General features: G+C 68.6%; 26 protein-coding genes. 17 read left to right on the forward strand and 9 right to left on the reverse strand.

What is annotated here, in order from left to right:
* Positions 1-203: 203 nt before the first annotated feature.
* Both DPV79_RS33975 and DPV79_RS33980 read left to right on the forward strand, forming a co-directional pair.
* Complete coding sequence (locus DPV79_RS33975; protein WP_042976090.1) at positions 204-983, forward strand: SDR family oxidoreductase; 780 nt, start codon at positions 204-206, stop codon at positions 981-983.
* Positions 984-1,038: 55 nt separating this feature from the next.
* Positions 1,039-1,431, forward strand: coding sequence for a methylglyoxal synthase (locus DPV79_RS33980; RefSeq protein ID WP_042976092.1), 393 nt, complete (start codon positions 1,039-1,041; stop codon positions 1,429-1,431).
* A gap of 116 nt (positions 1,432-1,547) precedes the next feature.
* Here the strand turns inward: DPV79_RS33980 and DPV79_RS33985 are convergent, their stop codons facing one another.
* Positions 1,548-2,015 carry a T6SS effector amidase Tae4 family protein gene (locus DPV79_RS33985; RefSeq protein ID WP_113047481.1) on the reverse strand — a complete coding sequence of 156 codons (468 nt, stop codon included), beginning with the start codon at positions 2,013-2,015 and terminating at the stop codon, positions 1,548-1,550.
* Between the two features lie 15 nt (positions 2,016-2,030).
* The gene (locus tag DPV79_RS33990; protein ID WP_051392316.1) at positions 2,031-2,384 is read right to left on the reverse strand and encodes a Rap1a/Tai family immunity protein; all 354 of its coding nucleotides are present in this window, start codon (positions 2,382-2,384) and stop codon (positions 2,031-2,033) included.
* A gap of 451 nt (positions 2,385-2,835) precedes the next feature.
* On the opposite strand from DPV79_RS33990, the gene DPV79_RS33995 reads away from it, so the two are divergent.
* The 15 genes from DPV79_RS33995 to DPV79_RS34060 all read left to right on the forward strand — a co-directional run bounded on the left by DPV79_RS33995 (position 2,836) and on the right by DPV79_RS34060 (position 18,684).
* Positions 2,836-3,810 carry a quinone oxidoreductase family protein gene (locus tag DPV79_RS33995; RefSeq protein ID WP_113047482.1) on the forward strand — a complete coding sequence of 325 codons (975 nt, stop codon included), beginning with the start codon at positions 2,836-2,838 and terminating at the stop codon, positions 3,808-3,810.
* A gap of 192 nt (positions 3,811-4,002) precedes the next feature.
* Positions 4,003-4,125 carry a hypothetical protein gene (locus tag DPV79_RS43695; protein WP_256093628.1) on the forward strand — a complete coding sequence of 41 codons (123 nt, stop codon included), beginning with the start codon at positions 4,003-4,005 and terminating at the stop codon, positions 4,123-4,125.
* Positions 4,122-4,214: a K(+)-transporting ATPase subunit F gene (gene kdpF / locus DPV79_RS34000; protein ID WP_006752209.1), complete on the forward strand. Its 93-nt coding sequence runs from the start codon at positions 4,122-4,124 to the stop codon at positions 4,212-4,214. The genes DPV79_RS43695 and kdpF overlap by 4 nt, the downstream gene beginning before the upstream one ends.
* Entirely contained in the window at positions 4,211-6,016 is a 1,806-nt protein-coding gene (gene kdpA, locus DPV79_RS34005; RefSeq protein ID WP_113047483.1) for a potassium-transporting ATPase subunit KdpA, read from the forward strand. Before kdpF ends, kdpA begins: the two co-directional genes overlap by 4 nt.
* 46 nt (positions 6,017-6,062) lie before the next feature.
* Positions 6,063-8,147 carry a potassium-transporting ATPase subunit KdpB gene (gene kdpB, locus DPV79_RS34010; protein ID WP_042976095.1) on the forward strand — a complete coding sequence of 695 codons (2,085 nt, stop codon included), beginning with the start codon at positions 6,063-6,065 and terminating at the stop codon, positions 8,145-8,147.
* A 25-nt stretch (positions 8,148-8,172) separates the two neighbouring features.
* Positions 8,173-8,754 (forward strand): potassium-transporting ATPase subunit KdpC, encoded by a 582-nt coding sequence (gene kdpC / locus DPV79_RS34015; protein ID WP_060343156.1) that lies wholly within the window; start codon positions 8,173-8,175, stop codon positions 8,752-8,754.
* A 149-nt stretch (positions 8,755-8,903) separates the two neighbouring features.
* Positions 8,904-11,747 (forward strand): DUF4118 domain-containing protein, encoded by a 2,844-nt coding sequence (locus tag DPV79_RS34020; protein ID WP_021161109.1) that lies wholly within the window; start codon positions 8,904-8,906, stop codon positions 11,745-11,747.
* A complete protein-coding gene (gene kdpE, locus DPV79_RS34025) occupies positions 11,740-12,438 on the forward strand; it encodes a two-component system response regulator KdpE (RefSeq protein ID WP_113047484.1) in 699 nt (232 codons plus the stop codon). Before DPV79_RS34020 ends, kdpE begins: the two co-directional genes overlap by 8 nt.
* Before the next feature lie 158 nt (positions 12,439-12,596).
* Positions 12,597-12,881, forward strand: coding sequence for a putative hemolysin (locus DPV79_RS34030; protein ID WP_021161111.1), 285 nt, complete (start codon positions 12,597-12,599; stop codon positions 12,879-12,881).
* Between the two features lie 137 nt (positions 12,882-13,018).
* A complete protein-coding gene (gene sugE / locus DPV79_RS34035) occupies positions 13,019-13,339 on the forward strand; it encodes a quaternary ammonium compound efflux SMR transporter SugE (RefSeq protein WP_021161112.1) in 321 nt (106 codons plus the stop codon).
* A 211-nt stretch (positions 13,340-13,550) separates the two neighbouring features.
* Positions 13,551-14,168 carry a DUF4126 domain-containing protein gene (locus DPV79_RS34040; RefSeq protein ID WP_021161113.1) on the forward strand — a complete coding sequence of 206 codons (618 nt, stop codon included), beginning with the start codon at positions 13,551-13,553 and terminating at the stop codon, positions 14,166-14,168.
* 50 nt (positions 14,169-14,218) lie between these two features.
* Positions 14,219-16,780 (forward strand): ABC transporter permease, encoded by a 2,562-nt coding sequence (locus DPV79_RS34045; RefSeq protein WP_113047498.1) that lies wholly within the window; start codon positions 14,219-14,221, stop codon positions 16,778-16,780.
* Positions 16,781-16,823: 43 nt separating this feature from the next.
* On the forward strand, positions 16,824-17,234 hold the full coding sequence (locus tag DPV79_RS34050) for a group II truncated hemoglobin (protein ID WP_006398765.1): 411 nt from the start codon (positions 16,824-16,826) through the stop codon (positions 17,232-17,234).
* A gap of 104 nt (positions 17,235-17,338) precedes the next feature.
* Positions 17,339-18,070: an alanyl-tRNA editing protein gene (locus tag DPV79_RS34055; protein ID WP_048020474.1), complete on the forward strand. Its 732-nt coding sequence runs from the start codon at positions 17,339-17,341 to the stop codon at positions 18,068-18,070.
* On the forward strand, positions 18,067-18,684 hold the full coding sequence (locus DPV79_RS34060; protein WP_113047485.1) for a DUF924 family protein: 618 nt from the start codon (positions 18,067-18,069) through the stop codon (positions 18,682-18,684). The genes DPV79_RS34055 and DPV79_RS34060 overlap by 4 nt, the downstream gene beginning before the upstream one ends.
* 185 nt (positions 18,685-18,869) lie before the next feature.
* Here the strand turns inward: DPV79_RS34060 and DPV79_RS34065 are convergent, their stop codons facing one another.
* The 7 genes from DPV79_RS34065 to DPV79_RS34095 form a co-directional block, all read right to left on the reverse strand.
* Positions 18,870-20,762: an ArnT family glycosyltransferase gene (locus DPV79_RS34065; protein WP_113047486.1), complete on the reverse strand. Its 1,893-nt coding sequence runs from the start codon at positions 20,760-20,762 to the stop codon at positions 18,870-18,872.
* Positions 20,763-20,993: 231 nt separating this feature from the next.
* Entirely contained in the window at positions 20,994-21,755 is a 762-nt protein-coding gene (locus DPV79_RS34070) for an SDR family oxidoreductase (RefSeq protein WP_113047487.1), read from the reverse strand.
* A gap of 22 nt (positions 21,756-21,777) precedes the next feature.
* Positions 21,778-22,359, reverse strand: a complete 582-nt coding sequence (locus tag DPV79_RS34075) for an LOG family protein (protein ID WP_021161118.1) — start codon at positions 22,357-22,359, stop codon at positions 21,778-21,780.
* Positions 22,356-23,114 (reverse strand): TetR/AcrR family transcriptional regulator, encoded by a 759-nt coding sequence (locus DPV79_RS34080; protein ID WP_021161119.1) that lies wholly within the window; start codon positions 23,112-23,114, stop codon positions 22,356-22,358. The genes DPV79_RS34075 and DPV79_RS34080 overlap by 4 nt, the downstream gene beginning before the upstream one ends.
* Positions 23,115-23,320: 206 nt before the next feature.
* Complete coding sequence (locus DPV79_RS34085) at positions 23,321-23,857, reverse strand: diacylglycerol kinase (protein WP_059590675.1); 537 nt, start codon at positions 23,855-23,857, stop codon at positions 23,321-23,323.
* Positions 23,854-24,888 carry a glycosyltransferase family 4 protein gene (locus tag DPV79_RS34090; RefSeq protein WP_027786855.1) on the reverse strand — a complete coding sequence of 345 codons (1,035 nt, stop codon included), beginning with the start codon at positions 24,886-24,888 and terminating at the stop codon, positions 23,854-23,856. The genes DPV79_RS34085 and DPV79_RS34090 overlap by 4 nt, the downstream gene beginning before the upstream one ends.
* Positions 24,889-24,917: 29 nt before the next feature.
* Positions 24,918-25,856, reverse strand: coding sequence for a UDP-2,3-diacylglucosamine diphosphatase (locus DPV79_RS34095; protein WP_021161120.1), 939 nt, complete (start codon positions 25,854-25,856; stop codon positions 24,918-24,920).
* Between the last annotated feature and the right edge of the window lie 240 nt (positions 25,857-26,096).

Genomic DNA, 26,096 nt, shown 5'->3' on the forward strand with positions numbered 1-26,096 from the left:
GATCGGGGGCGGGGGCGGGGGCAAGCCGGCCGCGCGCTTATGTCCGCAATTTTACCAAGGCGCGCCGCATGATCCGGATAATATCGACGTCTCACGACAATCCGCGCGCCTGCGCCCGCCCGTTCGCCTGCCTGGCCCGCCCGTGGTCCGGGCGCCGAAGCGACCGGGCCGCGCCGACGCGTGTCGCCACCAAGGAATCGACGATGGATCTCGGCATCGAAGGAAAGACCGCGCTCGTGTGCGCGGCAAGCAAGGGGCTCGGTCGCGGCTGCGCGGAAGCGCTGGCCGCGGAGGGCGTGAACCTCGTGATCGTCGCGCGCACGCGCGACACGCTGGAGGAAGCCGCGGAGGAGATCCGCGCCGGCGCGAACGTGTCGGTGACCGCGGTCGCCTGCGACATCACGACGCCGGACGGGCGCGCCGCCGCGCTCGCCGCGTGCCCGCAGCCGGACATTCTCGTGACGAATGCGGGCGGCCCGCCGCCCGGCGACTTCCGCGACTTCTCGCACGACGACTGGATCCGTGCGCTCGAATCGAACATGCTGACGCCGATCGAGCTGATCCGCGCGACCGTCGACGGGATGATCGCGCGCCGCTTCGGCCGGATCGTCAACATCACCAGTTCGGCCGTGAAGGCGCCGATCGACGTGCTCGCGCTGTCGAACGGCGCGCGCTCGGGGCTGACCGGCTTCGTCGCGGGGCTGTCGCGCAAGGTCGCGGGGCAGGGCGTGACGATCAACAACCTGCTGCCGGGCCTGTTCGACACCGACCGGATCGCGACCACGCTCACCGCGTCGGCGAAGGCGCAGGGCGTGACGGTCGACGAGATGCGCGCGCGGCGCACGAAGGAGATCCCGGCCGGCCGCCTCGGTACGCGCCAAGAGTTCGGCGCGGCGTGCGCGTTCCTGTGCAGCGTGCATGCCGGCTACATCACCGGGCAGAACTGGCTGCTCGACGGCGGCGCGTATCCGGGCACGTTCTGACGCGCGCGTCCCGAATCACGATCACGACAACAACTGAACGACGAAGGAACCGGAGATGAGCAAACCCCGCATCGCATTGATTGCGCACGACGCGAAGAAGGACGAGATCGTCGCGCTCGCGGGCGAATACCGCGCGACGCTCGCGCAATGCCGGCTGGTCGCGACCGGCACGACGGGCGGCCGCATCGCGGACGCGCACGGGCTGGAGGTCGAGCGCAAGCTGTCGGGGCCGCTCGGCGGCGACCTGCAGATCGGCGCGGAACTGGCGGACGGCCGCGTGGACATCGTCGTGTTCCTGCGCGACCCGATGACCGCGCAGCCGCACGATCCCGACATCACCGCGCTCGTGCGCGCGTGCGACGTGCACGACGTGCCGGTCGCGACCAACGTCGCGACGGCGCGGATGCTGCTCGACGATCTGGCGCGGAACATGCAGGACGTTTGCTAGGCGGGGGGCGGGCGCGATTGTCGTTGTCCGGCGTCGCCATGTTCGGCCACTACGGCAGGGTGACGCCGCGCGTCAAGGAGAGCGGTGTGGGTGACGCAGAATCCGGATACCACCGATTACCGTAGCGGCCAAAACCACATTTCGGATGCCGTCCAGTAGCAGTCTGAACCACAGATGGCTCGGGCACCGTCGATCAGGTCGATATGCCCGCCACGCCCGTTCATGTATCCCGGAATGTTCCAGAAGGCCGCCATGCCCTTTCTGGAGGCGATGCCGGTCACGGCGTCGTCGCGCCGAAACACTTCGGCTTTGCCGAAATACGCCGGCTCGGCCAGCATCTTGGCCAGCCTGGCTTGCCCCGTCTCGATTCGGCGCCCACGGTGCGGCCCTTTCTGAATGACCAGTCCGCCGCGCAACGTTATTCCGCTTTTGACAAGTGCCACGCTGATCCGGATGGCGCACGTATTCGCATACGACGGATTCTGGATCAGGTCTTGCCAGCCCAATTCCTGAAAAAGCGCTTCCCTCGAAACGGTCTTGTTGCCTGGATAGTGGCTGCTCAGTATGGAGAACGGTGGTTTCAAGCGAGCGTTCCTCGGTTAGCGGCAAGGGAATTTTTGTCGTAAGGCGTGGGCAACCAACCTCGCTGCGCTTGCCTTCAGTGCGTCCCTCGGCAGTTGGCGGAGCGCGGCGAGCACTTCCGAATCGATTTCTCCCGGTTTGACGCGACCGTTGTCGCACCACGCCTTGCCCTCGGTCGCATCGGCGACCCCGGCCAGATACCCGGCCATCGCGTGGCGTTCGGCGTCGGCGTATGGACTGTTGTCCGATCGACTCACGCCGTCGAGTAGCCGGGTGCCGTCGACACGAGGAACCGCAGCCCCGGTTGCGCTGCCAATACTCGCTGACAACGACGCGACAACAAGCAAGTTCTGGACAAGAAAGCGTTTCATGGCGTGGGTTGGGCGAATTGGGCAAAGGGCAAAATAGCACGCTCGTCATCTCATAAATGTGCGTGGCATGAATTCGAATTGCCGGCCGACCCGTGTCGATGTCGTCGGTTCCGGGAGCGCAGTACGACAACGCGGCACGGGAGACGCGTCTCGCACGGGCGCAAGGCCAAATTCGCAGTGCGGCCAACCTCGGTCAACGCGAACGGAGCGGAAATCCGTACGACCCAAAGGTCTTGATATGAACGTGACCAAGTGTGACCACGGCCCATACAATCCATTTCCCGCGAAAACCCTACCGATGTGAAGGGATTGCGACGACGCGCTGCGTGACTGGGCACGACGCGCGAGAATCCTCCGCTACCACCCGTGTTCACGTGCATCGCTGCAGGCGCAATGTCGATGCATTCGCCGAACCGGATTTCCAGATTCCAGACAGAAGAGGAGCGAAACGATGCCGAAAGCAATCCGATACGACCAGCCGGGCGGCCCGGACGTGATGAAGTGGGTCGATGTCGAGGTCGGCGAGCCGAAGGCGGGTGAAGTCCGCATTCGGCAGCACGCGGTCGGGCTCAACTACATCGACGTGTATTTCCGCACCGGTCTTTATCCGCAGCCGCTGCCCGGCGGCCTCGGGATGGAGGCGGCGGGCGAGGTGACGGCCGTCGGCGAAGGCGTGACCGCGCTCAAGGCGGGCGACCGCGTCGCGTACGTCGGGCAGCCGCCGGGCGCGTATGCGCAGGAGCGCGTGATGCCGGCCGAGCGGCTCGTGAAGCTGCCGGACGGCATCAGCTACGACGACGCGGCGTCGGTGATGCTGCAGGGCCTGACCGCGCACTACCTGCTGCGCCGCACGTACCCGGTGAAGGCCGGCGACACGATCCTGATCCACGCGGCGGCCGGCGGCGTCGGCCTGCTGGTGTGCCAATGGGCGAAGGCGCTCGGCGCGACCGTGATCGGCACGGTCGGCTCCGACGAGAAAGCCGCGCTCGCGAAGGCGCACGGTTGCGACCATCCGATCGTCTATACGCGCGAGAACTTCACGCAGCGCGTGAAGGAAATCACGAACGGCGCGGGCGTGCCCGTTGTCTACGACTCGATCGGCAAGGACACCTACATCGGCTCGCTCGACTGCCTCGCGCCGCTCGGCTACTTCGTCAGCTTCGGCAATGCGTCGGGCCCGCTGCCGGCGATCGATTCGAAGGAGTTCTCGTCGCGCGGCTCGCTGTTCTTCACGCGGCCCACGCTGTTCTCGTACATCGCGAAGCGCGCCGATCTCGAATCCGCGGCCGCCGAGCTGTTCGACGTGATCCTGTCGGGCAAGGTGAAGACGAGCATCAACCAGCGCTACCCGCTCGCGGAAGTCGGCCGCGCGCATGCCGACCTCGAAGCGCGCAAGACCACCGGCTCGACGATCCTCGTTCCCTGACCTGTTCCCCCGTGCCGGCGCCATGCCGGCACGCGCTTGTCCGGGAGGCGCCACGGCGCCTCCCGTCCCGCCTCCCGGTTTCCGCCGTCCTCCCCCGAATGCCGCGTTTACGCGTTTTTTATACGCGCCCCGATACCTTTGACCCGTCCTTTACGTGCGTTCCCATAAGGTTCTAGTCGTCTGATTTCGACGATGGAGAACAGAAAAATGGATGGGGTATTTATCGGCGCACTGGTGCTCTTCACCGCGCTGATCCTCGGTTTGATTGCCGGTTGCGACAAGCTCGTGCAATACGGTCGCGGGGGGCGAGCATGACCTGGATGCTTTGGCTGGCGGGCGCCTCGACGGCCCTGCTGTTCGCGTATCTCGTCTTTGCGCTGCTGCGCGCGGAGGACATCGAATGAACGCGAACAATCTCTTTCAAACGCTGCTCTTCATCGTCGTGCTGCTGGCGGCGGCCGTTCCGGTCTCGCGCTATCTGTCCGCGGTCATGGACGGCAGTTCGCGCGTCATGCGCGTGTTCGGGCCGCTCGAGCGCGCGCTGTACCGCATCGCCGGCGTCGACGCCGGCAGCGAGATGAACTGGAAGCAGTACGCCGTCGCGACGATCGCGTTCAACGCGCTCGGCGCGTTGTTCCTCTACGGCCTGCTGCGCCTGCAGGGCTTCCTGCCCGGCAACCCGCAGCAGTTCGGCGCGATGACGGTCGACGGCGCGTTCAACACGGCCGTCAGCTTCGTCACCAACACGAACTGGCAGGACTACACGCCGGAGCAGACCGTCAGCTACCTGACGCAGATGCTCGGCCTGACCGTGCAGAACTTCCTGTCGGCGGCAACCGGCATCGTCGTCGTGATCGCGCTGATCCGCGGCTTCGCACGCCATACCGCGCAGACGATCGGCAACTTCTGGGTCGACCTCACGCGCGTGACGATGTACGTGCTCGTGCCGATGTCGATGATCCTCGCCGCGCTGCTGATGAGCCAGGGCGTGATCCAGAACATGAAGGCGTACGAGGACGTGCCGGTGCTGCAGACGAGCACCTATGCGGCGCCGAAGCTCGACGCGCAGGGCAATCCGGTGAAGGACGACAAGGGCAATCCGGTCACGGTGCCGACCCAGCTTGCGAAGCAGACGCTTGCAATGGGCCCGGTCGCGTCGCAGGAAGCGATCAAGATGCTCGGCACCAATGGTGGCGGTTTCTTCAACGCGAACTCCGCGCACCCGTACGAGAACCCGACGCCGTTCGCGAACTTCCTGCAGATCTTCTCGATCCTGATCATCCCGGCCGCGCTGTGTCTCGTGTTCGGCCGGATGATCGGCGACCGCCGGCAGGGCATCGCGGTGCTCGCGGCGATGACGGTCGCGTTCGTGCTCGCGATCGGCGTCGAGGTGAGCGCCGAGCAGGGCGGCAACCCGACGCTCGCCGCGCTGCACGTCGACCAGTCGACGGGCGCGCTGCAGCCGGGCGGCAACATGGAAGGCAAGGAAACGCGCTTCGGGATCGCGCAGACCGGCATCTTCACGGTCGCGACGACGGCCGCATCGTGCGGCGCGGTCGACACGATGCACGATTCGCTGACGCCGCTCGGCGGCCTCGTGCCGATGCTGCTGATGCAGCTCGGTGAGGTGATCTACGGCGGGGTCGGCTCGGGTCTCTACGGGATGCTCGTGTTCGCGCTGCTCGCGGTGTTCGTCGCCGGCCTGATGATCGGCCGCACGCCGGAATACGTCGGCAAGAAGATCGAGGCGTACGAGATGAAGATGGTGTCGATCGTCGTGCTGCTCACGCCGCTGCTCGTGCTGGTCGGCACGTCGATCGCCGTGCTCGCCGACGCAGGCAAGGCCGGTATCGCGAACCCGGGGCCGCACGGTTTCTCGGAAATCCTCTACGCGTTCAGCTCGGCGGCCAACAACAACGGCAGCGCGTTCGCGGGCCTGACGGTCGGCACGCCGTTCTACAACTGGATGACCGCGATCGCGATGTGGTTCGGCCGCTTCGGCACGATCGTGCCGGTGCTGGCGATCGCCGGCTCGCTGGCCGCGAAGAAGCGCATCGCGGTGACGAGCGGCACGCTGCCGACGCACGGTCCGCTGTTCGTCGTGCTGCTGCTCGGCACGGTGCTGCTGGTGGGCGCGCTGACTTACGTGCCGGCGCTCGCGCTCGGCCCGGGCGTCGAGCACCTGATGATGTGGCTGGGCGCATGACGCGCGGCGACACGTTGAAAAGACTCAAGAGATTGAAGAGATCGCAATGACTCAACATTCCGCAACACGGTCCATGTTCGATCCGGCGCTGCTGCGCCCGGCGATCGTGGACTCGTTCAAGAAACTCACGCCGCGCACGCAGTTCCGCAACCCGGTGATGTTCTGCGTGTACGTCGGCAGCATCCTGACCACGATCCTGTGGATCGCGGCGCTCGCCGGCCAGGCCGAGGCGCCCGCGGGCTTCATCCTCGCGATCGCGCTGTGGCTGTGGTTCACCGTGCTGTTCGCGAACTTCGCCGAGGCGCTCGCCGAAGGGCGCTCGAAGGCACAGGCCGCGTCGCTGCGCAGTGCGAAGAAGGACGTGATGGCGAAGAAGCTCAACGAGCCGCATCCGAAGTCGCCGATCCGCATCACGACCGCGAGCGACCTGCGCCGTGGCGACGTCGTGCTGGTCGAGGCCGGCGACGTGATCCCGGCCGACGGCGAGGTGGTCGACGGTGTCGCGTCGGTCGACGAATCGGCGATCACCGGCGAATCCGCGCCGGTGATCCGCGAATCGGGCGGCGACTTCTCGTCCGTGACGGGCGGCACGCGCGTGCTGTCCGACTGGATCGTCGTCAAGGTCACCGCGAACCCCGGCGAGGCGTTCCTCGACCGGATGATCGCGATGGTCGAAGGCGCGAAGCGCAAGAAGACGCCGAACGAGATCGCGCTGACGATCCTGCTCGTCGCGCTGACGATCGTGATGCTGCTGGCAACGGCCACGCTGCTGCCGTTCTCGATGTTCTCGGTCGAGGCGATGAAGGCCGGCCACGTCGTGACGATCACCGCGCTCGTCGCACTGCTCGTGTGCCTGATCCCGACGACGATCGGCGGGCTGCTTTCCGCGATCGGCGTGGCCGGGATGAGCCGGATGATGCAGGCGAACGTGATCGCGACGTCGGGCCGTGCGGTGGAAGCGGCCGGCGACGTCGACGTGCTGCTGCTCGACAAGACCGGCACGATCACGCTCGGCAACCGCCAGGCATCGATGTTCGTGCCGGCGCCGGGCGTGACCGAGGAAGCGCTGGCCGATGCCGCGCAACTGTCGTCGCTCGCCGACGAAACGCCGGAAGGCCGCAGCATCGTGGTACTGGCCAAGGAACGTTTCAACATTCGCCAGCGCGACATGGCGCAGCTGCACGCGACGTTCATCGGCTTTTCCGCGCAGACGCGCATGAGCGGCGTCGATCTCCCGGGTCGCGAAATCCGCAAGGGCGCGGCCGACGCGATCCGCCGCTACGTCGAGACGCACGGCAGCCGCTTTCCGGAAGAAGTGCGCCGCGCGGTCGACGAAGTCGCGCGCCGCGGCAGCACGCCGCTCGTCGTGGCCGACCTGCATGAAGGGGCGGCGCGCGTGCTCGGCGTGATCGAGCTGAAGGACATCGTGAAGGGCGGCATCAAGGAGCGCTTCGCGGAGCTGCGCAAGATGGGCATCAAGACCGTGATGGTGACGGGCGACAACCGGCTGACGGCCGCGGCGATCGCGGCGGAAGCGGGCGTCGACGATTTCCTCGCGGAAGCGACGCCGGAAACCAAGCTCGCGACGATCCGCGAGCACCAGGCGGCCGGGCGCCTCGTCGCGATGACGGGCGACGGCACCAACGACGCACCGGCGCTCGCGCAGGCCGACGTCGCCGTGGCGATGAACACCGGTACGCAGGCCGCGAAGGAAGCGGGCAACATGGTCGACCTCGACTCGAACCCGACGAAGCTGATCGAGATCGTCGAGATCGGCAAGCAGATGCTGATGACGCGCGGCTCGCTCACAACCTTCTCGATCGCGAACGACATCGCGAAGTACTTCGCGATCATCCCGGCCGCGTTCGTGACGACGTACCCGCAACTGCGCGTGCTCGACATCATGCACCTGACGTCGCCGGCCTCCGCGATCCTGTCGGCGGTGATCTTCAACGCGCTGATCATCGTCGCGCTGATCCCGCTCGCGCTGAAGGGCGTCACGTACCGGCCGCTCGGCGCCGCGTCGCTCCTGCGCCGCAACCTGCTGGTGTACGGCCTCGGCGGCGTGCTGCTGCCGTTCCCGTTCATCAAGCTGATCGACATGACGCTCGCTGCACTCGGCTGGGCCTGAACCGGCCGCCATTGAAGGAAACATCATGAAAACGTTGATTCGCCCGCTCGTCGTGCTCTTCGTCATCCTGACCGCCGTGACGGGCCTCGCTTACCCGGCCGTGATGACCGTGTTCGGCCAGGCCGTGTTCCCGTCGCAGGCGAACGGCAGCCTGATCGAGAAGGACGGCAAGCCGGTCGGCTCCGCGCTGATCGGCCAGTCGTTCGATGCGCCGAAGTACTTCTGGGGCCGGCTGTCGGCCACCGCGCCGATGCCGTACAACGCGACCGGCTCCGGCGGCTCGAACCTCGGCCCGCTGAACCCGTCGCTCGCCGACCAGGTGAAGGGGCGCATCGCCGCGCTGCGCGACGCGGGCACCGACATGTCGAAGCCCGTGCCGGTCGACCTCGTGACGGCGTCGGCGAGCGGCCTCGATCCGGAGATCACGCCGGCCGCCGCCGCGTACCAGGTCGAGCGCGTCGCGAAGGCGCGCAACCTGGCGCCCGACGCGGTCGCGCAGCTCGTCGCCGCGAACACGACGGGCCGCCAGTTCGGCGTGCTCGGCGAGGCGCGCGTGAACGTGCTGAAGCTGAACCTCGCGCTCGACGCGGCGCAGGCCGCGCACTGAGCGTGTCCGGCAACCGGCGCCCGGCGCGGTCAGCCCCGCGCCGGGCGCGCCTTTTCCCGACGGCGCTTGCGCCGTCTTTGCCTTTTGCGGCGATTTGGAACAACAATGCTCGTACTCGCGCGCATCCGGGCGCTCCGCCTTTCTGACGCATGAATCGTCCCGATCCAGACCAACTCCTCGACAAGCTGCAACGTGACGAAGAAAAGCAGCGGCGCGGCCAGCTCAAGATCTTCTTCGGCGCATCGGCCGGTGTCGGCAAGACCTACGCGATGCTGCAGGCCGCGCGCCAGCGCCTGCAGGAAGGCGTCGACGTCGTCGTCGGCATCGTCGAGACCCACGGGCGCAGCGAGACCGCCGCACTGCTCGACGGTCTCGACGTGCTGCCGCTCGCGCGTTTCGACTACCGCGGCCGCACGCTCGCCGAATTCGATCTCGACGGCGCACTCGCGCGCCAGCCGCAACTGATCCTCGTCGACGAACTCGCGCATTCGAACGTGCAGGGCGCACGGCACCTGAAGCGCTGGCAGGACGTGTACGAACTGCTCGACGCGGGCATCGACGTCTATACGACCGTCAATGTCCAGCACCTCGAGAGCCTGAACGACGTGGTCGGCGCGATCACCGGCATCCGCGTGTGGGAGACGGTGCCCGACCGCGTATTCGACGCGGCCGACGAAGTCACGCTCGTCGACCTGCCGGCCGAGGAACTGCTCGAGCGGATGCGCGACGGCAAGGTCTATCTCGCGCAGCAGGCCGAGCGCGCGGTGCGCAACTTCTTCCGCAAGGGCAACCTGATCGCGCTGCGCGAACTGGCGTTGCGGCGCACGGCCGATCGCGTCGACGCGCAGATGCGCGAATACCGCGCCGACCGCTCGATCCAGCGCATCTGGCAGGCGCGCGAACGGCTGCTCGTATGCGTCGGGCCGGGCCCCGAGGCGCCGACGCTTGTGCGCGCGGCCGCGCGGCTCGCCGCGAGCCTGAAGGCCGACTGGATCGCCGTTTATGTGGAGACGCCGCGGCTGCAGCGGCTGCCCGACGCGCGGCGGCAGCGCACGCTCGACGCGCTGAAGCTCGCCGCCGAACTCGGCGCGGAGACGGCCACGCTCGCCGGTGCCGACGCGGTCGCCGCGCTGATCGGCTATGCGAAGGTGCGCAACGTGTCGAAGATCGTCGCGGGCGGCTCGCCGAAGGTCGGGCTCGTGCGCCGCTTCGCGCGGCCGTTCGGCGAACAGCTCGCCGAACGCGCGGGCGACGTCGACCTGATGCTGATCCGTGCGTCCGCGAGCGACGAGGCGCGCGCCGCGCCGCTCGACGCGCGTGCGCGCGACTGGCGCGATGCGTTTGCGCAGTTCGGCACGCATCGCTCGCCGCCGCGGCACTACGCGTATGCGGCCGCGATCTGCGCGGCGATCACGGTCGTCGCGAGCCTCGTGTCCGAGCGGCTCGACCTCACGAACCTCGTGATGCTGTACCTGCTCGGCGTCGTGTTCTCGGCCGTGCGGCTCGGGCGCGGCCCGGGCGTGCTGCAGTCGTTCCTGTCGGTCGCCGCGTTCGATTTCTTCTTCGTGCCGCCGCGCATGTCGTTCTCGGTCAGCGACACGCAGTACCTGCTGACCTTCTTCGGGATGCTGCTGACGTCGCTCGTGATCAGCCACCTGACGTCGACGCTGACGCGCCAGGCGAGCGTCGCGCAGCGCCGCGAGCGCCGCACCGGCGCGATCTACGCGATGGCGCGCGAGCTGGGCGCGGCGCTGACGACCGAGCAGATCGTCGAGATCGGCAGCCGCCACGTGGGCGAGGTGTTCCGCGCGCGCGTCGCGTTCCTGCTGCCCGACAGCGCGGACAAGGTGCGGCAGAAGATCGAGGAGCCCGACGCGGCCGTCACGCTGACGGGCGCCGACCTCGACAGCGACGTCGGCCAGTGGGTATACGACCAGCAGAAGCCGGCCGGTCGCGGCACGGATACCTTGCCCGCGACGGTCGCGCTGTACCTGCCGCTGAAGGCGCCGATGCGCACGCGCGGCGTGCTCGCGGTCGCGTCACGCGAACCGCGCGAACTCGAGGTGCCCGAGCAGCAGCGGATGCTCGACGCATTCGCCGCGCAGATCGCACTCGCGCTCGAACGCGTGCACTACGTCGAGATCGCGCGCGACGCGCTCGTCAACATGGAATCCGAGCGGCTGCGCAACTCGCTGCTGTCGGCGATCTCGCACGACCTGCGTACGCCGCTCACGACGATCGTCGGGTTCTCGTCGATGCTCGCGAACGGACGCGCGGCCGCACAGGGCGGCGACGCCGCGGCGGCCGAGCGCTTCGCGCAGCGCGAGGGCGAACTCGTCGATGCGATTCACGACGAGGCGCTGCGGATGACGGGCATCGTCACGAACCTGCTCGACATGGCGCGGCTGCAGGCCGGCAGCCTGCAGCTCAAGCGCCAGTGGTCGCTGCTCGAGGAAACCGTCGGCGCGGCGCTCGCCGCGTGCAAGCGCGTGCTGTCGCGCCATCCCGCGCGCGTCGTGCTGCCGGCCGACCTGCCGCTCCTGCAGATGGACGCGGTGCTGATGGAACGCCTGTTCACCAACCTGTTCGAGAACGCGGCGAAGTACACGCCGCCCGATACGCCGCTCGAGATCGGCGCCGAGCGCGTGACCGACGACGGGCTGCCGTTCGTGCGCGTGCATGTCGACGATCACGGCCCGGGCCTGCCGGCCGGCATGGAAACGCGGATCTTCGACAAGTTCACGCGCGGCGAGAAGGAATCGGCGACGCCGGGCATCGGGCTCGGCCTCGCGATCTGCCGCGCGATCGTCGAGGCGCACGGCGGTAAAATCGGCGCGCTCAACCGCACCGCACCCGACGGCCACGTGACGGGCGCGCGCTTCTGGTTCACGCTGCCGGTCGAGACGCCGCCGGCCGCGCCTGCCGTATCCGACGACGAACCCGATGTGCCGGGTGCGTCGTCCCCATCCGAGTCATTGCCAGACCATGAGTGAACCCAGCCTGACCGTCGTCCTGATCGAGGACGAAAAGCAGATCCGCCGTTTCGTGCGCGCCGCGCTCGAGGAGGAGGACATCGCGGTGTTCGAGGCCGAGACGGGCAAGCAGGGGCTGATCGACGCGGCGACGCGCAAGCCCGATCTCGTGATCGTCGACCTCGGCCTGCCCGATACCGACGGCCTCGACGTGATCTGCGAACTGCGCGGCTGGTCCGAGGTGCCGGTGATCGTGCTGTCCGCGCGCACGCAGGAGGAAGAGAAGGTCGCGGCGCTCGATGCGGGCGCCGACGATTACCTGACCAAGCCGTTCGGCGTGTCCGAACTGCGCGCGCGGATCCGCGCGCAACTGCGCCGGCGCAACCAGGGCGGCGCGAACGAGTCGCCGAAGGTGAGCTTCGGCACCGTGACGGTCGATCTTGCGCTGCGCCAGGTGTGGCGCGACGGGGAGATCGTGCACCTGACGCCGCTCGAGTACCGGTTGCTCGCCACGCTCGTGCGCCACGCGGGGCGCGTGCTCACGCACCGGCAGCTGCTGCGCGACGTGTGGGGGCCGTCGCACGTCGAAAGCCACCACTACCTGCGCATCTACATGGCGCACCTGCGCCAGAAGCTCGAGCGCGACCCGGCGCAGCCCGAGTACATCGTCACCGAGACGGGCGTCGGATACCGGCTCGTCGGCGCCGCATGACGGGCCCGGCCGGGCCGCGGCGGCGCACGCGCGCGTGACGTCGCGCGCCGGCAGGGTTGCGTCGGCGCGACAGTCCCGCGACCGACGCGCGCGTTGCACACCCGGCGCTCAATCCCCGTTATCCTGACCGCTCCGCGAACGAAAACGAGGAGCGTGCAATGTCCGTCCGTCTGGTCGTCATCTGTGCGCTGGCGCTTGCCGCGTCTGGCGCGTTCGCTCAACCGCTGCCGCCCGGGCAGCAACCGTCGTCGTCCCAGCAGGCGATGGCCAATCCCGCATCGGTCAATTGCACCAAGCTCGGCGGCCACCACACGGTGCGCAACCTGTCGAGCGGGCAGGTCGGCATGTGCGTGTTCAAAGACGGCCGCGTGTGCGAGGAGTGGGCGCTGTACCGCGACGACCGCTGCGTCGGCGGCGCCACGCCGAAGCGCGTCTCGAACTGACCGGGCCCGGCCGGTCGCGCCCCCGGTCGGCCGCCGGCATATCCGTAAGCATCTTATTATACTCGGCGCCGCCCGGGGACGACCCCGGGACATTCGCTTCAACGGGGACGGCCCCATCCGATACGGAGTACGTCGGGATGGCGTGGGTATGGTTGTTGATTGCCGGTTTGCTGGAAGTGGCCTGGGCGGCCGGCCTGAAATCGTCGGACGGCTTCACGAAGCTCGGTCCGTCGGTGTTTACGATCGTGACGGCGCTGGCCAGCTTCGGGCTGCTCGCGGTCGCGATGCGCCAGTTGCCGCTCGGCACCGCATACGCGGTGTGGACGGGCATCGGCGCGGTCGGTGCGTTCGTGTTCGGCATCGTGATGATGGGCGAGGCGCTGACCGTCGCGCGTGTCGCGAGTGCCGCGCTGATCGTCGCGGGGCTGATCGGCCTCAAGCTGTCGTCGGCGGCCTGACGGCCGCATCCGGGTGCGGCCGCGCGCGGGTGCCGCGCTGCGGAATTGCGCCGGCCGTCCGGCCGGCCTGTCTATAATGGAACGCATTCGGGCCTGAATACCGTCGTGCTTCTCGTGGCACGCGGTGCCGGTCGCCACGCGCCGCGCGGCCGGTCTGTCCGACCCGATCCGGTCAATCGGCAAAGCGCACGGAAAGTGCAAGGAGAGGGCCATGATCGAAGCGATTTCGCTCGGCGCGGGGCTCGCGTGGGCGAGCGGCCTGCGCCTGTACCTGACGGTGCTGATCGCCGGCCTGCTGGCGCGGTTCGGCTGGCTGCACCTGCCCGACACGCTGGCCGTCCTGATGTCGCCGTGGGTCATCGGCGCGGCGGCCGTGCTCACCGTCACCGAATTCCTTGCCGACAAGATCCCCGCGTTCGACTCGCTGTGGGATGCCGTGCACACCTTCATCCGCATTCCGGCCGGCGCCGTGCTCGCGGCCGGCGCGCTCGGCCATGCCGACCCGACCGTGCTCGCGGTCGCGGGGCTCGCCGGCGGTTCGCTCGCCGGCGCCGCGCACGTGGCGAAGGCCGGCACACGCGCGCTGATCAACCTGTCTCCCGAACCGATTTCGAACTGGGTCGCATCGTCGACCGAGGACGGCCTCGTGGTCGGCGGGCTCGTGCTCGCGTTCTTCGTTCCGCTCGCGTTCCTGGTGCTGCTCGCCGCCTTCATCGCGGCTTCCGCGTGGGCGCTCCCGCGCCTGTGGCGGGGTGTGTCGGGCGGCTTTCGCGGCATGGCGAACCACATGGTGTCGCGGCTGAACTCGATCGGGGGGAAGCGCGATTGAAGGGGCGGCAACACGCGGCGCAGCCGCCCGCCGGGCAACCCGGCCATGAGATGCGTGCGCATGCCGGCCGCTTCGGCCTGCGCGACCTGATCCGCCAGGCCGCCCGCATGACCGCGCGCGACTGGCGCGCGGGCGAACTGACGCTGCTCGTCCTTGCACTGGTACTCGCGGTCGCGGCGCTGACGAGCGTCGGTTTCCTCGCCGACCGGCTGCGCCAGGGGCTCGAGCGCGACGCGCGCCAGATGCTCGGCGCCGATTTCGTCGTGCGGGCCGACCGTCCCGTCGATCCGTCGTTCGACCGGCAGGCTCGCGCGCTCGGCCTGCGTACCGCGACGACCGCGATCTTCCCGAGCATGATCGCGTCCGCCACGGGCGGGCAGGCAGCCGATGCCGCGCCGTCGCGCCTCGCGGCGGTGAAGGCCGTGTCGCCCGGCTATCCGTTGCGTGGCGCGGTCGAGATCCTGCCGGCCGGTGCCTCTGTCTCGCAGAAGGCCGACGGGATTCCCGCGCCGGGCACCGTATGGGCCGATCCGGCGCTGCTCGATGCGCTGCATCTGAAGGCGGGCGATACGGTGCGCGTCGGGTTGCGCACGTTCAAGGTCGCCGCATCGATCTCCCGCGAACTCGATCGCGGGTTTTCGTTCGTCAATTTTTCGCCGCGGCTGATGATGCGCGCGGACGAACTCGCCGCGACGGGGCTCACGGGCTACGGCAGCCGGGTCACGTACCGGCTGCTGGTCGCCGGCGACCAGCAGGCCGTCGCGCGCTTCGAAGCGTATGCGCACGCACGCGTCGACGGCGGGAAGCTGCGCGGTGCCGGTCTCGAGTCGCTGCAGGAAGGCCAGCCGCAGGTGCGGCAGACGCTGGATCGCGCGCGCCACTTCCTGACGCTCGTCGCGCTGCTCACCGCGCTGCTCGCGGCGGTCGCGATCGCGATGGCCGCGCAGCGCTACATGCGGCGCCACCTCGACGGCTGCGCGACGATGCGCTGCCTCGGCGTGAGCCGCCGCACGCTCGGCGCGTTGTTCGCGCTCGAATTCGCCGGCATCGGCATCGTATCCGGCGCCGCAGGCGCGGTGCTTGGCTACGGCGGCCACTGGGCGTTGCTGGCCGCGCTCGGCGGACTGATCGACGTGGTGCTGCCGCCGCCCACGCCGTGGCCGGCGCTGATCGGCGTGGGCGCCGCGCTCGTGCTGCTGCTCGGCTTCGCGCTGCCGCCGCTCGTGCCGCTCACGCGCGTGCCGCCGGTGCGCGTGCTGCGGCGCGAGTGGGGCGACGCGTCGCGCACCGCATGGGCCGCGTATGCGATCGGCGTCGTGCTGTTCGCGGGGCTGCTGATCGTGGCCGCCGGCAACCTGAAGCTCGGGCTGATCGTCGCGGGCGGTTTCGCCGGCGCGCTGGTCGGTTTCGCGCTGATCGCGCGGCTCGTGCTGTTCGCCGCCGCGCGGGCGGTGCGCAACGCGCGTGTGGCCGCGGGCGTCGGCTGGCGTTACGCGCTTGCGTCGCTGCACCGGCGCGGCACGGCCAGCGCGCTGCAGATCACCGCGCTGGCGCTCGGCCTGATGTGCCTGCTGTTGATCGCGATCACGCGCAACGACCTCGTTGCGGGCTGGCGGCAGTCGACGCCGCCCGATGCGCCGAACCAGTTCCTGATCGACATCCAGCCCGACCAGCGTGCCGACGTCGCGGCGTATCTGACCGCGCACGGCGTGCGCGACGCAGTGCCCGCGCCGATGGTGCGCGGCCGCCTCGTCGCGATCAACGGCAAACAGGTGAATCCGGATGCCTACCCGTCCGACGAGGCCCGCCGGCTCGTCGACCGCGAGTTCAACCTGTCTTATACGACCGAGCTGCCGTCCGACAACCGGATCGTCGAAGGCGACTGGTTCGGCACCGCAGCCACGCCGCAGATCTCGATCGAGGCCGGTCTCGCGAAGACGCTGAACGTGAAGCCGGGCGACGTGCTGCGCTTCGACGTGACGGGGCTGACGGTCGACGCGCCGATCACGAGCGTGCGCAAGCTCGACTGGGGCTCGTTCCGCGTCAATTTCTTCGTGCTGATGCCGCCGCCGGTGCTGAAGGATTTCCCGGCCGTGTACCTGACGAGCTTCCATCTGCCGGCCTCGGACGCCGCGCTGCTCGATCCGCTGATCGCGCGCTACCCGAACCTGACCGCGATCGACGTCGCGCCGATCCTCGCGCAGTTGCAGCGGATGATGCTGCAGGTGGTCGGTGCGGTGCAGTTCCTGTTCGCGTTCACGCTCGCGGCCGGTGTGCTCGTGCTCTACACGGCGCTGGCCGGCACGCGCGACGAGCGGGTGCGCGAGGCTGCGCTGCTGCGCGCGCTGGGCGCATCGCGGGCGCAGGTCAATGCGGTGCAGCGCGCGGAGTTCATCGTGGTCGGCGCGCTGGCCGGCGCGCTGGCTTCGGCGGGCGCGATCGCGGTCGGCTGGGTGCTCGCGTCGCGCGTGTTCGACTTCCAGCTCGCGGTCGATCCGTGGCTCGTGCCGGCCGGTATCGCGGCCGGCGTCGCGTGTGCCGGTGCGGCCGGCTGGCTGAGCCTGCATAATGTGCTGCGGCGCCCCGCGCTGCAGTCGCTGCGCGACGCATGAGCGTCGCCGGCGGCCCCGAAGATCCCGTTTTCCGACTATCCGTATGACCGATGTGAATGACGATGCGCCGTCGCAGCCGACGGCGTTCGAACTCGTGGGCGGTGAAGCCCGCGTGCGCGAAATGGTGGACCGCTTTTACGACCTGATGGACCTGGAGCCCGAGTTCGCGCAGATTCGCGCGCTGCACCCGGCGTCGCTCGACGGTTCGCGCGACAAGCTGTTCTGGTTCCTGTGCGGGTGGCTCGGCGGCCCCGACCACTACATCAGCCGGTTCGGCCATCCGCGGCTGCGCGCGCGGCACCTGCCGTTCCCGATCGCGTCGGTCGAGCGCGATCAGTGGCTGCGCTGCATGGCGTGGGCGATGGAGGATGTCGGATTGCCCGAACCGCTGCGCGAGCGGCTCATGCATTCGTTCTACGATACGGCCGACTGGATGCGCAACCGGCCCGGTTGACCGACCGGTACGCCGCTGCACGCGCGCGGGCGATTTGCGTCTGGGCGCGGGCACCGCGTGGCGCGACACTGGCCGCTTCTCCCGATCGATACGAGGTTTGCCCGATGACGACACAAGCGCTGTTTCGCGAAGACGCGTACCTCACGCAATGCGACGCGGTCGTTCTGGCCGTCGGTGAAGACGGCATCCGGCTCGACCGCACCGTGTTCTATCCGCTCGGCGGCGGCCAGGCCGGCGACACCGGCACGCTGACGCTGCCCGACGGCAGCACGATCGCGATCGCCGATACGCGCAAGGCGAAGTTCGACGGCGCGACCCCCGACGATGCCGTGCACGTGCCCGCACCGGGGCAGGAGGCGCGTGTCGCGGCGCTCGTGCCCGGCACGCGCGTCGCGGCGGAGATCGACTGGCTGCGCCGCTACCGCCACATGCGCCTGCATACGGCCGCGCACCTGATGTGCGCGGTGCTGCCGTACGCGGTCGACGGCTGCAGCGTGACGGCCGACTATGTCCGCCTCGATTTCGCGACGTCCGACCCGATCGACCGCGACGATGTCGAGCGGCGCCTCGCGGGCCTGGTGGTCGGCGCGCACCCGGTCACGACCGAGTGGATCACCGACGACGAGATGGCCGGGCGGCCGGACCTCGTGCGCACGATGAGCGTGAAGCCGCCGATGGGCCTCGGCCGGGTGCGGCTGCTGCGCATCGAGCATGTCGACCTGCAGCCGTGCGGTGGCACGCATGTGCGCAACACGGCCGAAATCGGCGAGCTGCGAATCGCGAAACTGGAAAAGAAGAGCGCGCGCACCCGGCGCCTCGTCCTGGAGTTTGCATGACGATCGACACCATCCACGCAGGCACGGCGGCGCTCGATCCGCATGCGCGGGAGATCCTGGATTTCTGGTTCGGCGAGCCGGGCTCGGCCGAATTCGGGCAGGCGCGCAAGGTCTGGTTCAACGGCGGGGCGGCGTTCGACGACGTGCTGCGCACACGCTATGGCGCGTTGCTCGACGCTGCGTGCGACGGCGGGTGCGATCACTGGGCCGGCTCGCCGCCGGGTGCGCTTGCGTTGATCGTCGTGCTCGACCAGTTCTCGCGCAACATCCATCGCGGTACGCCGCGCGCGTTTGCCGCCGACCCGAAGGCGCTCGCGCTTGCACGCCGCGTGGTCGCGGCCGGCTGGGACGCGCAGTTGCCGAGCGGACATCACCGCGCGTTTGCGTATCTGCCGTTCGAGCACGACGAGTCGGTCGAGAGCCAGCGCGAGGCCGTGCGCCTGTGCGCAGGCATCCGCGACGAGGCAGGGTGCGAAAGCTATCACCGCTTCGCGTTGCTGCATGCGGCGGTCGTCGAGCGCTTCGGCCGCTTTCCGCACCGGAACGAAATTCTCGGACGCGAGTCGAGCGACGAGGAAACGGCATTTCTTCGCGAGCCCGGTTCGTCGTTCTGAAGATTCGCGCAGTCGCGCGACAAGGGGAGGAGGCAGCTCCGCGGCGTCGCGCGGCCACCGTGTCAGCCGGGCGCGCCGGTCGGCGGCGCGCGTTTCCCGGCGGCTGTTCGCGTGTCAGGCGGCGGTGTTCGCCGTTCCACGCATGGCACGAGGGGGCGCACGACGGTGCGCCGCGCCGCCCTCCATCACTGCAGGTGCTGCTCGGGCGTGCGCACGTACACGCGCAGCAGTTCGTCGTTGTCGCCCGGGCGCGCGCCCGACCAGAACAATTTCCATTCGCTGCCCGGCGCCGGATCGACGGCCCGCACACCCTGGACGATCATCCAGGTGCAGCGCGTCGTTTTCGCGTCGTCGATCGGCGTGTGCTGGATGCCGGAGAAGTAGTACAGCATCGGCGCTTCCGATTCGCCGAGCCCGTGCAGGCTCGCCATGCAGTCGCCGTCGTTCCATTCGAGCGCGAGATGCGCGTTCAGGTCGTCGAACACCGAGCGGTAGCTCTTCGCGACGTCGAGCCACGGCAGGAGCAGCGTGTAGATGAGCCCCCATGCGACGAGCGCGCCGGCGCCCCACGACAGTGCGCCGCGCCAGAGGCCCGTCGCGCGCAGCTTCGGCAGCAGCGTGAGCCAGCCGACCGTCAGCACGAGCGCGCCGGTCACGAGCGCGGGTTCGATCGGCATCGTCCAGTCGAGCGGCAGCCAGCGGCCGAGCGGCGCCAGATCCGCGCGCGACGCGGCCGGATCGGCCATCACTGCCCAGATTGCCCAGACGAGCGCCGCGGCCGTGCCGAACAGGATGCGGCTCAGGTAATCCCACGCGAGATGCAGCCGGCGCGGCAGGCGTTCGATGGCCTGCGCGGCGACCAGCGCGAGCGGCGCGAAGAACGGCAGGATGTAGAGCTGGCGCGACGTCGCGGACACTTGCAGCACGGCGAGACCGATGCCGGTGAACAAGACGGGCAGCGCGACGCGCGGCGTCCGCCAGTCGCGCCACACGCCGCGCGCGAGCGCGACGATCGCGAGCGGCGCGACCGGGAAGCCGACGAGCAGGAACGCGCGGAGGATGAAGAACGGCTTGTCGTTTTCCGCGCCCAGTTCGGGGACGGAGAAGCCGAAGAAGCGGCCGACGTTGTTATCCCAGAACCACGTCATGAACAGCGTCTCGGAGCGCATGAACAGCGCGGTCGGCCAGATGAGCGCGAACGGCGCGAACACGAGCGCGGTGATGCCGAGCGCGCGCGCGAACGAGCGGGTGCGGCAGGCCGGATAGAGCACCAGCGCGCCGACGAGCGAGGCCGCGAACACGAGCGGCACGAACAGGCCCTTCGCCATCAGCGCAATGCCGACGCCCGCGCCGAAGATCGGTGCGGCCCAGCGGCCCGACGGTCGGACCGGCAGCCCGTGGCGCATCTGCTGCGCGCGCGCGACGTGCTGCATCACGAGTTCGAGCAGCCCGCTGAAGCCGATTGCCGTGCCGGCGAACAGCGCGACGTCGGTCATCATGTCGTGCACGTGCTTGATGACGACGAGCGTGCCCGCGCTCAACACGACGGGGCCGATCACGCGCAGGTCGAACCAGGTGTCCGCGCGGCTGGCGACGCGCGCCGTGCGTGCGATGAAGCCGAACGCGAGTGCGGCGAACAGCGCGCTCGCGAGTCGCGCCGCATCGTGCAGCGGCATCACGCGCTGCAGCAGCCATGCGAGGCTGGTCGCGACCCACGCGTAAAGCGGCGGCTTTTCCATGAACGGCAGGCCGGCATTGGTCGGCACGACGAAGTCGCCCGTCTCGAGCATGTGCTGGATGATCCCGAACGTGTAGGTTTCGTCCTGTTTCCACGGATCGTGACCGAGTACGCCCGGCAGCACATACGCGCAGATCAGCGCGGCGACGAACAGCCATGCGCGCCAGCCGAGCAGGAGCGAGCGCTCGTGCGTGGCGCTGGTTGCGACGGTCGAGGCGGCGTCGGGCGTGCCGGCGACGTCGAGCGTTGCGGTGAGGTCGGTGTCGGCGGTCGAGCGGGTGTGCTGAGCCGGGGCGGGCACAGACGTGCGTCGCCGGCTTGGCGCTGCGGTTCCGGGCATGGAAAAGATCTCGGGTCGAGTCGAGCCGGTCCGGCGACATGGGCAGGACCGATTAGGGCCACATCAGAGGGGGTAACGGACAGGTGTTGATGAGGCCTGTCTGAATGCCCGCTAGTAGACCACGGAATTATTACGAGAGTTTACTCGTAGCGTCACGGAATTGTGGAGATTTGTGGTGTCGTGACGACTGATCGTCTCGGGCGGCGGTTTTTGCTGCGCCGCAGTATGGCATTACCGGCCGCCGCCGACGTCGAGCAGGGCACCTGTCGTGTAGGACGCCGCGTCGCCAAGCAGCCAGACGATCGCTTCGGCGATCTCCTGCGCTTCGCCCGCGCGGCCGAGCGGCGTCGTTGCGCCGAGGCGGGCCGCACGGCCCGGCTGGCCGCCGCTCGCGTGAATTTCGGTCTCGATCAGGCCGGGGCGTACCGCGTTGACGCGCACGCCGTGCGGGCCGAGTTCCTTCGCAAGACCGATCGTCAGCGAATCGACCGCGCCCTTCGAGCCCGCGTAGTCGACGTATTCGTTCGGCGAGCCGAGCCGGGAGGCGATCGACGATACGTTGACGATCGCGCCGCCGCGGCCGCCACGGTCGGTGGACAGCCGGCGCGCCGCTTCGCGCGCGCACAGGTACGCGCCGAGCACGTTGGTGTCGAACATCCGCCGCAGCCGGTCGGCCGGCATGTCGGCGAGCGGCATCGACGGCGCGACGATGCCCGCGTTGTTGACGAGCGCGTCGAGGCGACCGAATGCGGCCGTGACGGTGTCGAACATCGCGACGACGTCGGCTTCGTTCGCGACGTCGCCCGCGACGACGCAGGCACGGCCGCCCGCGTCGCGGACGGCCTGCGCGGTGAGTTCGGCCGCCGCCGCGTCGCGCGCGTAGTTGATGCCGACGTCCCAGCCGCGCCCGGCCGCGAGCACCGCGGTCGCGCGGCCGATGCCACGGCTCGCGCCGGTGATGAGGACGGCCTTGCGGTCGGACGATGCGGTCATCGCGTGCGGGTTCCGGTGACGGTTACTTGGCCGCGTCGGGCGCCCACTTGTCGCGGGCGGGCGGCTGGTAGCGACGCAGTCGCTCGATCAGTTCGACGGGTTCGGATTCGACGCACAGCGCGTCGAAATAGGCCGGACGCATGAAGCCTTCGTCGACCGTATGGCGCAGCAGCGCGATCAACGGATCGTAGAACGAATCGATGTTGTAGACCGCGACGGGCTTGCGGTGATAACCGAGCTGCGCCCACGTGTAGACCTCGAAGAGCTCTTCGAGCGTGCCGGCGCCGCCGGGCATCGCGACGAACGCGTCGGAGAGGTCGGCCATCATTTTCTTGCGGTGGTGCATGTCGGGCACGACGTGCAGTTCCGACAGCCCCGTATGGCCGACTTCCTTGTCGACGAGCAATTCGGGGATCACGCCGACCGCCCGGCCGCCGGCCGCCATTACTTCGTCGGCGATCACGCCCATCAGGCCGACGCGGCCGCCGCCGTAGACGAGCGTGAGGCCCGCATCGACGAGCGCGCGGCCGAATGCGCGCGCGGCGTCGGCATAGATGGGCCGGACGCCGGACGACGAGCCGCAGTAAACACAGACTGCCTTCATTGCTTGGAATCCTTGGCAGGGGCCTGCCCGGTGACGACGGGGCTGTCTGCCGGGCGCGGCGAGCCGTCGCGCGGCGGCAGGTAGTCGGTGAACTGGCGCTTCGGCAGCTTGCCGGAGACCAGGTCGTCGAACAGCTGGCGCGAACGGCCGCGCAGGTACGGTGCCATCACGGAGATCACGTGCATGCTGACCTGGTGCAGTTCCTCGCGGATCGCGTCCTGGTCGTTGTACTTGCGCGGATGCATCACGTACTGATACGACAGCCAGTACGTCGAAATGACGGCCATGTTGGTGGCGATGACCTCGATCTCGGCGGGTGTCGCGACCATCTCGGCGTCGGACACGAGCAGCTCGCACATGTCGCGCGCGAAGCGCACCTTGTGGCTGATGATCTGCTTGAAGTGCGTCTCGAGCGTGCGATTGCGCGCGAGCAGGTCGTTGAGGTCGCGATACAGGAACCGGTAGGTCCACATGAAATCGGCCATGTACTGCAGGTACGACCAGGTTTCGTCGATCGTCGGACGGTGATCTTCGGGAAAGCGCAGCCGCCGTTCGATCTGCTGCTCGAACTGCGCGAAGATGCTGTTGATGATGTCGTCCTTGTTGCGGAAATGGTAGTACAGGTTGCCTGGACTGATTTCCATTTCCTCGGCGATCGTCGTGGTCGTGACGTTCGGCTCGCCGATCTCGTTGAAGAGTTTCAACGACAACTCGAGAATCCGTTCGCGGGTGCGGCGGGGAGGTTTCGCTTCCATGTCGTCCGGCCCTGTGTGTGCCGGACTGGCGGGCGCTGCAATCGATGCTGCGTGATTCGTCCGGCGCGGGTTGCTGTTCTATGTCTAGCGGACGATTATAAACCGGGGTTTCGCCACATCGGGCGCATTTCGTGTGCGCGGCCCCGCACGGCGCATGGTGCAGCGCCGCACGCGGGCGGTGCGCGGCGCGTGCGCCCGATGCTTGTCTAGAAGCCCAGCCAGCGTGCGACGACCGGGCCGAGCACGAAGGCCCACGTCGTCACGCACGCGAACAGCGCGACCGTCACGGCCGCGCTGCCGAGGTCCTTCGCACGCTTGGAGAGTTCGTGGCGTTCGAGCGAGATGCGGTCGATCGCGGCCTCGACGCTCGAGTTCAGCAGCTCGACGATCAGCACGAGCAGCACCGACGCGATCAGCAGTGCGCGCGAGGCGGCCGGCACCGGCGCAAACGCGCCGATCGGGAGCATCAGCGCGGCGAGCGTGAGTTCCTGGCGAAACGCGCTCTCCTCGCGGATCGCGACGCGAAAGCCGTTCAGCGAATGCTTGAGCGCGTACCAGGCGCGCGTGATGCCGCGGTGGCGCTTGTACGGGTTCGGCGGCAACGGCGTCAGCCGATCGTCGGGGCCGAGCGGCTCGTGCGCGTGCACGTCCGCATCGGCATGCGGCTCATCCTCGTCGAACGGACGGTGCCGTTGCGGCGTGGCGTCGGGGGGCGGGGACTTGTCGTTCAGGTCTCGTTTCAAACGGCGGCACCTTCTGCTGGCGAGTACGCGGTCTTCGGCAGCGGCTTCAGATGCGACGCGAACTGCTCGGACGCCGCGCGCCACGAAAAGCGTTCGGCCCATGCGCGCGCAGTCGCGCGTTCGATCTTCAGCGCTTCGAGGCAGGCTTCCTGCAGGTCCTCGTGCATCGCGCCGGCGTCGCCTTCGCCGAGCACGTCGATCGGGCCCGTCACGGGATACGCGGCAACCGGCGTGCCGCAGGCGAGCGCCTCGAGCAGCACGAGGCCGAACGTGTCGGTGCGACTCGGGAACACGAACACGTCGGCCGCAGCATACACCTTCGCGAGCTCGGCCTGTGACAGCACGCCGAGATAGTTTGCCTCCGGATAACGCGACTTCAGCTCCGCGAGCGCGGGACCTTCGCCCGCGACCCATTTCGAGCCGGGCAGGTCGAGGCGCAGGAACGCCTCGACGTTCTTCTCGATCGCGACGCGGCCGACATAGAGGAAGATCGGCCGCGCGGTATTGAGCACCTTCGATTCCATCGGCCGGAACACGTCGAGGTCGACGCCGCGGGTCCACAGCACGACGTTCGTGAAGCCGAATTTCTCGAGGTCCTGCTTGACGACCGGCGTCGGCGCCATCACCGCGAGCGACGGGCCGTGGAACCAGTGCAGGAAGCGGTAGGTCGCCGCGAGCGGGATGCCGAAGCGCGCCTGCACGTACTCCGGAAAGCGCGTGTGATACGCGGTCGTGTACGGCAGCTTGCGCGAACGTGCATAGCGCCGCGCGGCGAGGCCGAGCGGGCCTTCGGTCGCGATGTGCAGCGCGTCGGGGGCGAACGCGTCGATCCGCGCGCGCAGCTTGCGGTACGGCAGGATCGACAGGCGGATCTCGGGGTAGGTCGGGCAGGGCACCGTGCGGAATTCCAGCGGCGTCAGCAGTTCGACGCGGTGGCCGAGCGCGGTGAGCTCGCGCGACGTGCTCTTCAGCGTGCGCACGACGCCGTTGACCTGCGGTTCCCACGCGTCGGTGACGATCATGATCTTCATCGCGGCAATGTCCTGTAGGTGCGGTTGTGTCAGGCAGTGGCCTTGGCCTTGCGCGACGTGGTGTCCGACGGTGCGGTGCGCATCACCGTCCAGTAGACGATCTTCAGTTCGCCTTCCATCGTTTCGACGAGTGCGGACAGGCTCTCGACCCAGTCGCCGTCGTTGCAGTACAGCACGCCGTCGATGTCGCGGATCTCCGCCTTGTGGATGTGCCCGCACACGACGCCGTCGCAGCCGCGGCGGCGCGCCTCGTCGGTCATCACGGTCTCGAACTGCGAGATGAAGTTGACGGCGTTCTTGACCTGGTGCTTCAGGTACTGCGACAGCGACCAGTACTGGAAGCCGAGCCGGCTGCGGATCCGGTTGAACCAGCGGTTCAGCACGAGGATCAGCGTGTAGAGCGTGTCGCCGAGGTACGCGAGCCATTTCGCGTGCTGGATCACGCCGTCGAACAGGTCGCCGTGCACGATCCACAAACGTTTGCCCGCGAGCGTCGTGTGGAACGCCTCGCCGCGCACCTGGATGTCGCCGAACGCGAGGTCGCAGAACTGCCGCGCGCCTTCGTCGTGGTTGCCCGGGATGTAGACGACCTGCGTCCCCTTGCGTGCCTTGCGCAGGATCTTCTGCACGACGTCGTTGTGTGCCTGCGGCCAGTACCAGCCCTTTTTCAGCTGCCAGCCGTCGATGATGTCGCCGACGAGGTACAGGTACTCCGAATCGTTGTGGCGCAGGAAGTCGAGCAGGTACGGCGCCTGGCAGCCGCTCGAACCGAGGTGGATGTCGGACAGCCAGATGGTGCGGTAGCGATGCGCGGACGAGTCGGGGTCGTCATGCTGCGTGGCATGACCGGCAGGCGGTTCTTGCGACACCAGCCCGTCGGTTGCAGCGGAACCGGACAGGAAGGCGGTGGCGGCGCGGGCGCCGAGAGGTTGACGGAACAGGGAGGTCGCAGACGTTTTCTGGCCCATGCATGACTCGCGCCGGTTGACATTACCGGCATTCCGCCATGCGGGCGTGACTGTGCCGTGACAGTCACGAGACGTTCTTATTACGGCCGCTGCAAGGTGTTTAGCAGTGAATGCCGGGACGTTGTGTGGCCTGCCGTACCGAACGTCCGGCGCTTGTCCGGCAAGGCTGCCGGGCCGGGCGGGTGGGCGCCTCGGCGACGTGCTTTCGTCTGGTGAATGCGGGGCGTCAGCGCTTCAACG

It is taken from the genome of Burkholderia reimsis (genome assembly GCF_003294055.1).
In the GTDB taxonomy this organism is placed as follows: domain Bacteria; phylum Pseudomonadota; class Gammaproteobacteria; order Burkholderiales; family Burkholderiaceae; genus Burkholderia; species Burkholderia cepacia.